At 48.4% G+C, this 12,947-nt stretch carries 12 protein-coding genes; 4 read left to right on the forward strand and 8 right to left on the reverse strand.

All coding sequences use genetic code 11. From position 1 onward, the window contains the following. Positions 1-163 precede the first annotated feature (163 nt). Entirely contained in the window at positions 164-2,233 is a 2,070-nt protein-coding gene (acs, locus tag KIS29_05815; protein ID MBX8639838.1) for an acetate--CoA ligase, read from the reverse strand. Positions 2,234-2,677: 444 nt separating this feature from the next. Between acs and KIS29_05820 the strand changes: the two genes are divergently transcribed. The 3 genes from KIS29_05820 to KIS29_05830 all read left to right on the forward strand — a co-directional run bounded on the left by KIS29_05820 (position 2,678) and on the right by KIS29_05830 (position 5,059). Next, complete coding sequence (locus tag KIS29_05820) at positions 2,678-3,268, forward strand: acetate uptake transporter (protein MBX8639839.1); 591 nt, start codon at positions 2,678-2,680, stop codon at positions 3,266-3,268. 286 nt (positions 3,269-3,554) lie between these two features. Beyond that, complete coding sequence (locus KIS29_05825; protein ID MBX8639840.1) at positions 3,555-4,343, forward strand: hypothetical protein; 789 nt, start codon at positions 3,555-3,557, stop codon at positions 4,341-4,343. Between the two features lie 125 nt (positions 4,344-4,468). After that, the gene (locus tag KIS29_05830; protein ID MBX8639841.1) at positions 4,469-5,059 is read left to right on the forward strand and encodes a hypothetical protein; all 591 of its coding nucleotides are present in this window, start codon (positions 4,469-4,471) and stop codon (positions 5,057-5,059) included. 90 nt (positions 5,060-5,149) lie between these two features. Here KIS29_05830 and KIS29_05835 read toward each other — a convergent pair whose 3' ends face one another. Next, a complete protein-coding gene (locus KIS29_05835; protein MBX8639842.1) occupies positions 5,150-5,629 on the reverse strand; it encodes a histidine phosphatase family protein in 480 nt (159 codons plus the stop codon). Positions 5,630-5,692: 63 nt separating this feature from the next. On the opposite strand from KIS29_05835, the gene KIS29_05840 reads away from it, so the two are divergent. Beyond that, a complete protein-coding gene (locus tag KIS29_05840) occupies positions 5,693-6,109 on the forward strand; it encodes a hypothetical protein (protein ID MBX8639843.1) in 417 nt (138 codons plus the stop codon). Here KIS29_05840 and KIS29_05845 read toward each other — a convergent pair. The 6 genes from KIS29_05845 to KIS29_05870 form a co-directional block, all read right to left on the reverse strand. Beyond that, the gene (locus KIS29_05845; protein ID MBX8639844.1) at positions 6,104-7,378 is read right to left on the reverse strand and encodes a citrate synthase; all 1,275 of its coding nucleotides are present in this window, start codon (positions 7,376-7,378) and stop codon (positions 6,104-6,106) included. The two genes, KIS29_05840 and KIS29_05845, sit on opposite strands and share 6 nt — an antisense overlap. 91 nt (positions 7,379-7,469) lie before the next feature. Beyond that, a complete protein-coding gene (locus KIS29_05850) occupies positions 7,470-8,600 on the reverse strand; it encodes a citrate synthase (protein MBX8639845.1) in 1,131 nt (376 codons plus the stop codon). 198 nt (positions 8,601-8,798) lie between these two features. Next, positions 8,799-9,650 (reverse strand): methylisocitrate lyase, encoded by an 852-nt coding sequence (gene prpB / locus KIS29_05855; GenBank protein MBX8639846.1) that lies wholly within the window; start codon positions 9,648-9,650, stop codon positions 8,799-8,801. Beyond that, positions 9,643-10,935, reverse strand: a complete 1,293-nt coding sequence (locus KIS29_05860; protein ID MBX8639847.1) for an MmgE/PrpD family protein — start codon at positions 10,933-10,935, stop codon at positions 9,643-9,645. Before KIS29_05860 ends, prpB begins: the two co-directional genes overlap by 8 nt. Before the next feature lie 55 nt (positions 10,936-10,990). Next, positions 10,991-11,584 carry a methyltransferase domain-containing protein gene (locus KIS29_05865; GenBank protein ID MBX8639848.1) on the reverse strand — a complete coding sequence of 198 codons (594 nt, stop codon included), beginning with the start codon at positions 11,582-11,584 and terminating at the stop codon, positions 10,991-10,993. A gap of 147 nt (positions 11,585-11,731) precedes the next feature. After that, positions 11,732-12,901 (reverse strand): amidohydrolase, encoded by a 1,170-nt coding sequence (locus tag KIS29_05870; GenBank protein ID MBX8639849.1) that lies wholly within the window; start codon positions 12,899-12,901, stop codon positions 11,732-11,734. Between the last annotated feature and the right edge of the window lie 46 nt (positions 12,902-12,947).

Genomic DNA, 12,947 nt, shown 5'->3' on the forward strand with positions numbered 1-12,947 from the left:
ACCTATAGCTGTAGCATGCATTGAGACCAAACTTCGCAGATATAAAAAAAGCAATCCGGACAGCACAGTCCGAAACAGAGTGAAAAATAAATTGCCTGAAAAAAGTTTGCAAATGTTTAGGCAGATCGAATCCTTGAACGGAGAAGAGGTGCTCTCTCCAACACTATTTGTCCTGGACCTGATGTCGTATTGATTCAACAACATCAGGATTCGCAAGCGTTGTAACATCGCCAACAGGCAGTCTGTTGGAAATAGAGGCAAGGACCCTTCTCATTATCTTGCCGGACCGTGTCTTTGGCATATCCGGCACAATATGAACAGCCTTCGGTCTTGCAATTTTGCCTATCGTTGTTTCTATAGAGTGAACGACCTTTTCCTCTATGTGTTTTCCGGACTCCACCCCTGGTTTAAGGGATATGTATACATCGGGTATTTTTCCCTTTATTTCATCAGTGACCGGAACAACGGCCGCTTCTCCGACTTCCTGCACGAGCAGGCATGCCGATTCTATTTCCTTTGTCCCCAGCCGATGGCCCGCAACGTTGATAACGTCGTCTATCCTTCCAAGGATTCTGATGTAGCCGTCCATTGCCTGGACAGCGCCATCGCCGGCAAAATATGGCCAGTCTCTCCAGTTCTTGCTCTCCGGATCCCTGTTGTATTTCTGGTAATACTGTTTCACGAATCTGTCTGGATCTCCCCAGATTGTCTGCATTATTCCCGGCCAGGGATTTCTAATGCAGATATTGCCCGCCTTGCCCGTGCCTGGAGGAATCTCGTTCCCGTTTTCATCATATATCACCGGGAAAATACCTGGAACTGGAGGGCCCGCGCTGCCCGGCTTCATCCTGTCTAGCGCAGGCTTCGTTGAACATAGGAAACCGCCGTTTTCTGTCTGCCACCAGGTGTCGACAATGACCGCTTCCCCCTTTCCAACCGAATTGTAGTACCATCTCCAGACTTCCGGCTCAATTGGTTCTCCCACTGTTGTCATATGCTTGAAATGATATGAATACTTCATTGGTTCATCGGGACCCGCCTTCCTGAGCATCCGTATGGTCGTCGGTGATGTGTGAAATATATTCACATTCAACCTTTCCGCAATCCTCCAGGGACGGCCGGCATCAGGGTAGGTCGGAACGCCTTCATATATTACTGAAGTAGCGGCAAGGGACAGCGGACCGTAGACAATGTAGGAGTGGCCGGTGATCCAGCCTATATCCGCAAAGCACCAGTAAACGTCCTCCGGATGAATGTCCTGTATATATTTCGATGTGCCGGCAACATAAGACAGATATCCGCCAGTGCTGTGCTGGCATCCTTTTGGTTTACCGGTTGTTCCACTCGTGTACATCAGGAAAAGAGGTGCTTCCGCCGGCATCGAAACGGGTTCAACAAGCTTTCCCCGAAATCGCTTGAGTAAATCGCCGACAAGGAAATCCCTTCCTTCGATGAGTTTTGCCTTTGTTGAAAGCCTGTTTGGGAATCTGCTCCAGATGAGAACTTTTTCCACCTCATGTCCATCCTTGGAGGCAGTATCGACTGCAATATCGGCATTCGGCTTGTGATCCAGGAATTTTCCGTTCCTGTAGTATCCGTCCATGGTGATCAATATTTTGCTGCCTGAATCGGCTATCCTTGTCCCGCATGCCTCTCCGCTGTAACCGCCGAAAACAACAGAATGAATGGCACCCAGTCTTGCTAAGGCAAGCATCGTTACAGGAAGCTCGGGGACCATTGGCATGTGGACAGTTACCCTGTCACCAGTCTTTACACCTGCAAAATCCCTCAGCAATGCCGCAAACTCGTTTACTCTCACATAGAGTTCCTGATATGTGATGACCTGTGTAGGTTCGTCCTCAGGTTCAGGGACAAAAATGAGAGCGGCCTTGTTTTTGTATTTTGCAAGATGGCGGTCTATGCAGTTATAGGAAACGTTCAGTTTTCCCCCGACAAACCACTTCCAGAATGGCGGTTTGGCAAAATCAAGTGTTGTATGCCAGTATCTGTCCCAGGTGAGCAGATCCGCATACTCCTTGAAGCATTCGGGAAAATTCTCCATACTGAATCGTTCATTTATCGACGGGTCAGTCAGATTGGCCTGTCCGATGAATTTAGGAGAAGGAGTGTAATATTCCTCTTCCTTCCAGTGCACGGCTATTTCCGCTTCGGTCAGTTCTGTCTCTTCCTCTCTTGCCTTGAATTCAGTCTTTTCTTTAACCAATTTCAACATCCCCGTTATGTACATTTTTTAAAACAATGACCAACATGCAACTGCCTGATTTCTGGTCGAACATACGGATAAGTGACAAATTATTTCACCATCAAAGGAATTTGAAATGTATATGGAGAATGCTCGTCAGACACCACTCCCGCAGACCATTTCCAGATAAATCGCTAATGCCTTTGTCGAATATATATCTTCGCACTTTTGCGTCAGCTGAATCAATATCAACAACACCGTTATGCAGGTTAATTATAAACAGAGATTAAATAATCGAAAGACATTCGGGAGTAGGGGGTATGGCAACAGATAGGGTTCGATTCGAAGTTCTGTGCGGATGAGTGGATTGCGATATTGAATATGGACTGAAAATCAGACAGTATGGATTATTCCCGGATAACTGGGATTTCCATGAGAATATAGAAATAGAGAAGAATTCGGAGGTAGAAAAGAATGGATAAATTAGCTAACCCGGCACCTCTTGGTCTGGCAGGATTTGCATTGACCACCTTTATCTTGAGCTTATACAATGCAAAGATGCTGCCTGCGGGCGGTGCAGGAGTTGTTGTGCCTATTGCTTTTGCGTACGGCGGAATAGCGCAGATGGTCGCCGGCGTGTGGGAGATGAAGGCTGGAAATACATTCGGTTACACCGCATTTTTCACATACGGTGCGTTCTGGGTGTCATACGCTTTATTGCTGACCCTGCTTGGAGCCGGGCTCATAAGCATAGGCTCGGGCAATGCTGCGGGCGGTGCAGTTGGCATCTTTCTCGCAATGTTCGGAGTGTTCACATTCTACATGTGGATTGCGACGTTCAGGCTCAACTGGGCGCTTTTCACAGTATTCCTGCTTTTGTGGATAACGTTCTTCGTTCTTGCAGCAGGTTCGTTCGGCAACAGTGCAGCAACTACGCAGGCCGGTGGAATACTTGGGTTACTGACAGCAATCGCCGCCTTCTATGCATCTGCTGCAATAGTAATAAACGAAACCTTCGGCAAAACGACGGTGCCGCTTGGAGGAGCTCCCCTAAAGGCAAAGTGACGGGGCGATACGGACTTGGGCGGTTTCCGTTCAGGTTGAAGCTGCGAATGCCGGGAAACTCGGCATAACGCGGCTCAAAACATTTTAATTAACCTCCAGCATTCTGATTATTCAGGTTGCATCTCGCAATTGAATCAACTGCAAATTCGGTTGAAAGACGATTGCTTTCTCACCAATCTGATAAATTGATTTGCTCCGTGCGATTCCTGACAAAGGCATGACTTCAAAAACATTAAGTATTAAATTCTGTTAAATTTAAAAAATCTGATTCGAAGTGGGATCACAGATGCTAGAAGTTGAAAGGTTTCTATCTCCGGACACTGATGCTTCCAAGCCATACATTGTTGGCCACAGGGGCTCTCCAGCGACAGCGCCGGAAAATACGCTTGCTTCGTTTTCCGTAGCCATCGAAATAGGCGCTGACGCAATTGAGCTTGACGTCCACCAGACAGCCGATGCCGTTCCTGTTGTCATCCATGATGAAGCACTCGACAGAACAACTGATGGAACCGGCATGGTTAACTCAAGGGATATTGAATACATAAAGCACCTCGACGCCGGAAAGTGGTATTCCCGGGAGCATGCAGGGGAGAAGGTTCCAACGCTTGAAGAGGCGCTGGAACTGATTTGCAGAAACAAAATTGCACTTGTTGAGGTGAAACATGGCTCCGATTTCTATCCGGGGATTGAGGAAAACATTGTCGCAACTGTCAGCGAAAGGAAGGAGTGGAAAAGGAGAACGGTGTTCATAGCTTTTGATCCATCTTTGCTTCAGAAAATCAATGAACTCGACCCTGACCTACGCACAGGACTGCTGATACTGGATCCTCCTGAAGAATATGTAGAGGTAATCGAGGATTTTGGCATATCATCAATCTTCCCCAGATGGGAGAAACTTAAGAATGATTCCATAAGGTCTGTCCATGAGAAAGGCTATTCGGTGCATCCCTGGGTTATGGATACGGAGAGTGATATGAAGAAAGTTCTTGCCATGGGTGCTGACAGCCTGTCGTCCAATCACCCCGAAGTCCTGTCAAGGATAATCGCAAGCATAAAAAACAATGGCAATTCATAGCCTTTTGCGCCTTTGAATCCTGTACCGTTTTGCAGTTTTTCAGGATGCCCGGGAGCATTTGACTGAAAATCGACGAAAATATATTATTGGGGCCGCCTATACAGAATACAGGGGATCTGATACCAATGGAGACAGAAAAGAAAGCACTGTTTTCGGAAGGAAATGTGCCGCCAGGCGGAACCTGCCTTTCCTCCTTCGTAGCTGTGACATCAGACTCTAGGCTGCTTACAGGCAGAATGGCAAAACCGGAGATATGGGTGGAACGTTTCTTCGTGGGTGAAAATTATGCACCGAGGATTGCCGAGAGCGGCAAAAAAATCCTGCCAGCATCTCACCTGAAATGGTACGAGTCTCCCATTGAGGCGGCTGAAAGGGTGATCAGGGAGCAGCTCAACATGAAGGCCGGCGGAGGCAACCTGAAGCTGATCGATGTTCAATCCCATCTGAGCGGGGATCCGAAAAATCAGTCACAACCTGCCCACTGGGACATCTGCTTCGTTTACCAGCTCGCTGTGCCAGGTTCCGTCGAAAGGAATTACAGTCCGCCTGAATGGTTCGCAGAACTTGAATTTACGCCGCTGAGAAAACTCTCCGGAGATAGTTTTGCAAGAGGACACGGAGATGTCCTTGATGCGGCAAGGAAAAAACTGTCTGTTTCAAAGTCAGGCAAAAAGATGAGAGCATCTGCAGGGAAGACGCGCAAGAGGAAAAAGTAACCAGTCTGCCGATCAACGGACTTTAAGCGCTTTGTATAATTCCCATCCGCCGTTCCATAAGCGGGATACTCACGGATCGGATCGATGCACCTATTGCGTACGGACTGCCCATTCAATTTCTCCTATGAAAACGGCATCTTCCCGGTGGATCCTCAGGCAGACTACCCCTCCACCGGGAATACTGATACGGGATGGGGCTGCTGCTCCTGACAGATATGAAATAATACTCCGGAGCGAAGGAATGTGACCTACCAGTATCTTGTCTCCATTATTTAAAGAAAGGAATAAAGGAAGGAAACTGCCGGCATCACCTTCCGGCTCGAGCCTCTCTTCTACATCAAAGCCGATGTTGAATGCCGAGGCTAGTATCCGGGCAGACATAACAGCCCTTGAGAGCGGAGAAGAGGCAATGGCTGCAATCCTTTCAGAATGCATACGAATCAATTTCGAAGCATTTTCAATCTGTGCCCTTCCATGTTCCGAAAGAGGTGGATCGGGGCCCGAGACGCCTGCATCGGGTTCGCCGTGACGCACAAGATAAAGAGAGAACTCGTCCAATTTTATCTGCATCCTTTCCGCAGGAATAAGTTTTGAATGGAAAGAGTTATTTGTTATGCACGTATCCCCCCATAGATGAAAGTTTCAATGCTCTTCGGCGGGCTCTTCTATACATTCAGAGGTGTTGTAATCCTCTTCCCGTTTGTGGTGCCTTCTGTTCTTGGTATACTTTCAATACACTCGGCATTCACGGGTTCAACGCTCACTACCGAGGAACCCATATGGGTGCTCGCTGCGGCATCTGTTATCATAGCATTTGTTGAGGAGCATTACTTCAGGGAGAGGGAGTACGAGGCATTCATAATTTCGCTTGTAGGGACATGCCTTGTACTGGGAATCGCACTGCTGTTCTACACATCTGATATCAGTATTCTCCCGTACCTGGCATATTCACTCTTTGCCTTTGGTGTAATCGATTTCATCCTCGGATTCGAATACCACAAGCCCGGCCATAAAGGCAGGATGAAGAAAAGGGACAGGATTACGTCATGATGAAATCTTCCTCAGTCCGTAGCCGTTGTAAATCTGCCTTGGCCTGACAAGTTTCTGCTCCGGATCATTAATCATTTCCTCCCACTGTGCCAGCCATCCAGGCATTCTGCCAACCGCAAAAAGGACGGGAAACATTGAGGTGGGAAAACCCATTGCCTCATAAATGATCCCGGAATAGAAGTCCACATTAGGGTAGAGCTTTCTCTTGATGAAATAATCGTCCTCCAGCGCGATATTTTCCAGTTCCAGGGCAACATCAATCAGCGGATTCCTGCCGGTCACCTGGAAAACATCCTCTGCAAGCCTCTTTATTATTTTCCCCCGTGGATCGAAATTCTTGTATACACGGTGGCCAAAGCCCATAAGCCTCCTCTTCCCGGATTTCACCTGATCTATGAGGGCCGGTATCCTGTCTTTTGTTCCCACCTCCTTCAGCATCCTGAGAACCTGTTCGTTTGCACCGCCATGTAACGGGCCGTAAAGAGCGGCTGCAGCAGCGGAGGCCGAGCTGTATGGATCCGATTGCGAGCTGCCGACTGCCCGCATTGCATTTGCACTGCAGTTCTGTTCGTGGTCCGCATGGAGTATGAAGAGAGTATCGAGCGCCTTTGCGAGAACGGGGTCTGGCCTGTATGGCGTGCCGTGTGACGGCCTGTACACCATGTTGACAAAATTTTCAGTGTAGCTCAGTTCGTTGTCAGGATAGACATAGGGAAGACCCCTCGAATGTTTGAGTGCAAAAGCGGCAATCGTAGGCATCTTGGCTATGAGTCTCACAATCTGCTTTCTACGGACGTCACGGTCGAAAATGTTTTTGGCCTCCGGGTAAAATGATGAAAGTGCTGCAAGGATGCTCACTAGCATTCCCATCGGATGGGCATCGTAATGGAACGCATCGATCAGTTTTTTTATGTTCTCATTAAGCATCGTATGCAGTGTAATTTCTGCTTTCCAGGCATTGAGTTCGGACTTGTTCGGAAGCTCCCCGTTAAGCAAAAGATAGCTGACTTCGAGAAAACTGGATTTTTGAGCGAGTTCCTCTATCGAATACCCGCGGTAACGCAATATACCCTTTTCGCCGTCGATATATGTTATTGAACTCCTGCAGACCGCGGTGTTCATCAGACCAGGATCGAAGGACATAAGTCCAAAATCGTCCTCGGACAGCTTGATGGTCCTCAGGTCAGTTGCATTCACAGTGCCGTCCTTAATCTGCAGCTCATATTTCTTGCCCGTTCTGTTGTCTGTCACAGTCAGAGAATCAACCATTTTATCAGCCAAGCTTATGAACAGCCTAGCGACATATTAATTTAAAATGTTGCCGGAATCCGTGACAGCGACTGACTATCAACCGGAACATTCAGGCAATGTGCGGTTTTTCCAGTCTGCGGTAGCCGTGCCCTGAATAAACAGCCCTGGGCCTCATTATACGACCGCCGTTTTCAATGTACTCTGACATCTGCGCTACCCAGCCGGCGGTTCTAGAAAGGGCGAACAGGGCGGTAAACATATGAAGCGGGAAACCGATGCAGTTGAAAACTAGCCCCGAGTAAAAATCGGTGTTCGGGAAAATATGCTTGTGTGAAAAGCTCTGTACGCCAAGTTCCTCCAGCCTTTCTGCAGTCCTCAGCAGTTTAATCTGTTCGCCAGTCCTTGAGAGTTCTTTTGCCATTGATTTGAAAACAGACATTCTTGGATCGTATGTACGGTAAACACGATGGCCGAATCCCATTAGTCTCTTTTTACCTTCAATCACATTCCGTCTGAACCATTCGTCGACACTGCCGGGGCTGCCTATGTCTAGAAATTGCTGATAAGCTGCTTCCGCAGCGCCTCCATGGAGAGGACCCCGCAGAGCAGCTATTGCCGCAGCGACAGATGAATACATGTCGGATAATGTTGAGCAGGAAACAAGTGCCGCAGTAGTGGAAGCAGGGACCTCGTGATCCGCATAGAGAACGAGTGCATTGTTCATTATATCCACCTTTCTCTCATCCAGGCTTCCGTCAAAACAGGCTGCGAGGAAAGACTTCGCATAGCTTTCAGACGGTTCGGCCGGCTTGAGCTTTAAATCCTGGCTGTGCCTGTAAGCAGCCGCTACGACGGACGCTGCGCGACCGATTATTTCAGGTATTTTGTTCTTTACGTTCTCCACATTCCAGCTGAAGTTGTTCTCTTCCGACGACATTGCTGCAAAGGCTGTTTCATAAACAGACAGGGGATCCGCGTCGCGCGGCAGAGCGGTGATGACATCTTTGACATAGTCTGGCAGCCTGAATGAACGCTGTATATCTGAGGAAAAATGAGAGAGTTCCGGGGCCGATGGAAGTTCGCCGAAAATCATCAGATAGGCAACCTCCTCAAAAGAACAGTTTTCAACCAATTCGTTTATATCATAACCGCGGTAACGCAATATACCCTTTTCGCCGTCGATATATGTTATTGAAGTCTCCTTTATGTAAACATCTTCCAGACCATTGCTTATTTCCATTTGATTTTCACCCTTGGATTAATTTGCCACCAACGATAAGTTTCTTATCTGCCGGATATAGAAGGAAGTTGTTTTTAAACTTGGCTCAAACGGCGTCTGGAGTCTGCTGATGATTGACACAGTCAGCAGAACAATTTGTGGTTTTTGCGCCGCGCGGAAGTACCGTAAATACCAGCAGTGAAGCGCGAAATGGAGCAGTTACTTTGTTCTTCCGGATTTGATTGAAAATGTTCTGTCTTTCATTTCATAATCGCCGTAATGAATCACATCATACTGCTGACTTCGGGTCATGAGCTCACTCATGACTCTCTTCTGGCTCCCGTCTGACTTCAGTGCACTGTAAACAGTTTCCGCCGCCCTGGCAGCAGCCCTGAAGGCTGTAACCGGGAAAATCACATACCGGTATCCGCTCCTGCGGAAGAAATCTGAAGGCAGGAGCGGCGTTTTGCCGAATTCAGTCATATTGGCGAGCAGCGGCGTATCGATGCTCTGTGAAAATGTCCTGAATTCCCTGCGATTCAATAGAGCTTCAGGAAAAATTATATCTGCTCCGTTTTCGGCATATGATTTTGCCCTTTTGATTGCTCCGCTCATTCCCTCCACGGCCCTGGCGTCTGTTCTTGCAATTATGGCGCAATCTCTGCGGGCATCGATCGCCGCTCTTATTTTCTGATTCATCTCCTCAGTTTCAACGAGTTCCTTGCCGTCGAGGTGACCGCACTTCTTTGGCATCTTCTGATCCTCTATCTGTATCGCATCCGCGCCTGAACGTTCGAGTATACGCACTGTGCGCCAGACACTGATCGCATTGCCGAATCCTGTATCAGCGTCGACCACAACCTCCACGTCCGAGACATCCTTGATGAGTCTTACCATTGCGCTGAGTTGAGTGAGACTCACCAGTCCAATGTCTGGTATTCCCAGAGATGATGTAAACGCACCGCCAGAGAGGTACACAGCGTTGAAACCGGCCCTTTCAGCCTGCAATGCAGTGAACGGGCTGAAAACGCCTGGAATGATCATAAACCTGTGCTTCAGTATATCAGACAATCTGATCCACCTTCAGCCTGAGGCAGTTATGAAGTCTCTGCAGCAGTCCGCTGTCACCGGAAAGCCGCATGAATTTTGCATCGACTTCGGTGTCGTTCAGCGGATTTTTCCAGTGACCCTCAGGCACGTTCATTTCGCCCTGATGTATTCCGTTCGAAGCATGAACAACTATTCTGGTTGGAAGTGCGGAGGGATATGCTTCTGTGTAATCGCGCCTCTCTCTCACTTCCACCCTGCTCATTAGCGTCTTTATCCTGCTGTCATTGATAAGGCCGTAGCTTTCCAGCCAGAAATTTCCCGTCACGAGGGCTGCAGATACTATGAACGGCAGGCTGTGGTCCGCTGTCTCCCTGTTCTTCGGGTTCCATTTCTCATCATCGGCAAGTATTGATTTCCCTGCTTCGTATGTTTCTATCTCAACCCGGGAAATTTCGGAATCCCCGATTTCATTGTGGAGCTCCAGTGAAATATCGACGGCAGACTGAGCGTGATATTCCACAGGATATTTCTTGATGTGTGTGCGCAGTATTGCGTCCGCTTTCTTCATGCCACTGAAGACGGTCATGTCCATTTCCGGCAATACAGAATTTCTCAGGCCGAACTTTCCTGAAATTGGTGTGGCTGGAGCCGTGAAACCGTTCATTGTTGCTATCGCTGCGAATGTTGAGTTTCTGCTGGAGTTTGCCGCAGCCCCCGCTTTCCACATCGAGAGATCGCCGACTCTGCTTTCACGGAGTGCCACGTGCGGAACAGCGGCGATGGAAATCGTGTTTATTGTCTGCTTCTCGTCGAAGTTCAGCAGCTTTGAAATCGCTGCTGCCATTCCAATCTGAAGGAAATTAACATGGTCGAAACCATGCTTCCTCAGTGATGCAGAGTCGCAGAATCTCGTGCTCACTTCATAGCCTGCGGCTATCGACGTGACAAGCGCTTTGCAGTCAGCCCTGACAAGTGAGCCCAAGGCAAGGAGGGCACCAATCATGTCGCTTGGATGCAACGGTTCTCTTGAAAGATAGGTGTCGTTGAAATCCAGATATCTGATAAGGAGTGTGTTGTAAAATGAGGCGGCATCCGCAGTCGCGCTTCCGTTGCCGATGATGTGCGCATCACCTGGATACAGTTTCAGTATGCCTCTGAATGCATTTGCAGGAGGGGAGTCCACTGATGCGTAAGACACACCAATCGAATCAATGATCCTCCTCTTTGCTTCGTGGACCACTTTCTCATCGAGATCATCAAATTCCAGATCCCTGACGAACAAGGCGATATCCTCTTCAACTGTCATGATGTGCTGATTTGGTCCTGTTTATTTATATTTAGCAGTTTGGTGATTTTATTTTTCATGTTGAGATTTCGACCAGGACGAGCCTGTATTTATTCAGATATCTGCCGTTGATGCCAAGCTCAAGGATAATTTTCGAATTCCCAAGGGAACGGTAAAAACGATCATCAAAAAACAGGTCCCCGAACAGCAGGAAACCTCCATTTTTCACAGCCGCAGTCAGCTCAAGGACACCTGAAGCAAATTCTGAACCCAGATTGTGATACACCAGATTCGTGCATACGATGTCAAACTTCCCCGCCATAACCGGAAGCATTCTAACATCACACCTCACAAGATGGATCCTGCCACTGAGACCAAGCTGCCCGATATTTCTCCGGGCTTGTGCAATTCCGCCGCCGATCAGGCTTGAATCTGAGTAGTTGTCGGCTGCGAAAATCTCAGCCTCCCGGAAACGGAGGCAGGCAAGAGCGGAAAGAAAGCCCAGGCCTGATCCTGCATCCAGGATCAATTTCGGTCTGAATCCGAGATTGTCTATGTAATCGAACACCATGTCAAGAAGGATTGCTACACGTTCCCTGGTCCGCTGCGATCCTTCATAATCGGTATGATGATATGTCCCGAAATCGACTTTTTCCCAGACTTTTTCCATCAATGCAGTTAGCGGGCCAGCAAGTTTTAAATTCTTGCTTCTCACCGGATTAGTGACAGTTCCCTCATGGAAACTATGTCCAGAAAACGAGGCTCAATACTGTTCATAACATTGTAAGTCCTGCTGGCAAAAGTACACATGCCGGCATTATGTCCGGATGGAAAAGTCGAGTTTTACCTGTTTCCTGAACTCTTCATCCTCCGTAAACTCTGCGGCAGTTTCAACCAGTATTTCTATAATTTCGCTCAGGGCCGCTCTTGCCAGCGGGGATTTCGCAGCCTCAAGTGACTGATGAGAATGCCAGGGAGTTCCTGCCGGAGCTATCCGGTATCCCACTTCAATGGCTGGAACGGTCTGAGATACATTTGCAAAATCAGTTGAGCCTCCAGGCTGTTCCTTAAGTGCCTGTTCTATTTCCATTATCTGGTGCCCCTTCTCAATAATATGTTCCCTGATTTTTGCAGCAAGCGGTATGTTTACCTTCGTTGTTGAAAACAGAGGTCCGCGGAGATTGAATTCAAAGGTTGTTTCCGTTGCATGCGCGGCGCCTTCAATAACATATCTGAAACGACTGATAACGGACTGAAGATAGGAAGTATCAGATGATCGGAGTCCGTAAATCATGACTGCCTTGTCCGGAGTCACATTAGATGCGCTGCCGCCTTCCTTGATAATGCCATGTATCACAACATTTGCATCTCTGCGCACGTGCTGCCGAAGCATGTTCACTCCGGTAAATGCGAGTATGGCCGCGTCAAGGGCACTCCGGCCGCTGTCAGGTGTGGCGGATTCGTGTGCAGCTTTCCCGTGGAACACTATCTCAATGTCCTGGACTGCGAGACTCCCTTTACCGACATCCCATTCGTCACCAGGATGCGAGCCGAGAACAACATCAACATCGCTGAATGCGCCGCGCTCTGCAAGGATCGCCTTTGAACCGGAATAAACACCGCTCCCTTCCTCGTCAGGTGTTCCGATTACCATTATCCTTCCGTTTCGAATCCGTTGGGCAGCACCGATTGCGGAAAAAACAGCTGCGGATGCAATCAGATTGTGCCCGCAGGCATGCCCTATCCCCGGAAGCGCATCGTATTCGGCAAGAAATGCGATCGACGGTTGACCGCTTCCCACACTCAATTCCGCTCTGAACGCGGTCGGTATTCCAAGATAGTTCCTTGAAACGGAAAAACCACTCGAAGCTAGAATACTGCACAGAAGTTCGACCGATTTGAATTCGCTGCTTCCAGGCTCAGCAAGTTCATGGATTTTGAGTGCCAGCCACCATTGATCAATGGTGTCCATCTGCGTGGAGACCATAGGCATGTCATGCATAACTGTTTTATAATAAGTTATACGGAAAACA

The sequence above is a fragment of the Candidatus Sysuiplasma jiujiangense genome (assembly GCA_019721075.1).
Taxonomy (GTDB): domain Archaea; phylum Thermoplasmatota; class Thermoplasmata; order Sysuiplasmatales; family Sysuiplasmataceae; genus Sysuiplasma; species Sysuiplasma jiujiangense.